General features: G+C 74.1%; 1 protein-coding gene and 1 pseudogene. Both read right to left on the bottom strand.

Annotated features, from left to right (window positions below):
* Nucleotides 1-241 (bottom strand): annotated as a pseudogene (locus IH44_RS0139980) (hypothetical protein); the annotation flags it as partial.
* Nucleotides 242-271: 30 nt separating this feature from the next.
* Nucleotides 272-853, bottom strand: a complete 582-nt coding sequence (locus IH44_RS0139985; RefSeq protein WP_030464767.1) for a carboxymuconolactone decarboxylase family protein — start codon at nt 851-853, stop codon at nt 272-274.
* Nucleotides 854-868 lie beyond the last annotated feature (15 nt).

The raw sequence follows: 868 nt of genomic DNA on the forward strand, positions 1-868 counted from the left end.
GGAGGGTGGTGAGGAGGGTGCGGAGGGCGGTGCCGAGGTCGGCGGTGAGGGCGGCCTCTTCGCCGGTGCGCAGGGTGTGGCCGATCCAGGGGAGGGGGTCGTCGGCGTCGCAGGCTTCGCCGAACAGGGTGGCGAGCAGCGGGGCGGGGTCGAAGGCGTCGTCCTGGAGGCCGGGGGCGGCCAGGGTGAGGACCGCGGACACCAACTGGTGGCGCAGGGCGGGGAGGACGGGGCCGGTCACCGGGGGAGCGTACCGGCCGGGTGCGGACGGTCAGGCGTAGGGGGCGAGTTGGGGGTCGACGGGGGCGTCGGTGAGGCGGTTGGCGAAGGTGGAGAGGGTGTAGGCGCCGATGCCGAGGACGATTTCGAGGGCGTTGCGCGGGGTGAAGCCGTGGGCGAGGAAGGCGGCGAGGTCGGGTTCGGGGACGGCGCCGGTGTGGTCGAGGACGCTGTGGACGAAGCGGCGGACGGCTTCCAACCGGGCGTCGGGGAGGGGCTGCTGGGTGCGCAGGGCGGTGATCAGCTCGGGGGCGGCGTCGAGCCGGGTGAGGGCGGCGGTGTGCATGGCGACGCAGAGGTGGCAGCCGTTGCGGGTGGCGATGGTGAGGATGACGGTTTCGCGGACCGTCGGGTCGAGTTCGGTGCTGTCGAAGAGGGCGGTCAACTTGAGGAAGCCGTCGAGGAGTTGGGGGGAGTGGGCGAGGCGGGCCGCGGCAGAGGGGAGGTAGCCGAGGTGGCGGGTGACCTGGTCGAGCTGGCGGCGGGCGGCCGGCGGGGCGGTGTCGGGGGTGAGGTCGGGGAAGTGCGTTCCCGTGGAGGAGGGGGTGGGGGTGGCGGCGGAGGTGGTGGACATGGGTGGGCCTTTCGG

Origin of the sequence: Kitasatospora sp. NRRL B-11411 (assembly GCF_000721345.1) — a bacterium.
GTDB lineage: Bacteria > Actinomycetota > Actinomycetes > Streptomycetales > Streptomycetaceae > Kitasatospora > Kitasatospora cineracea.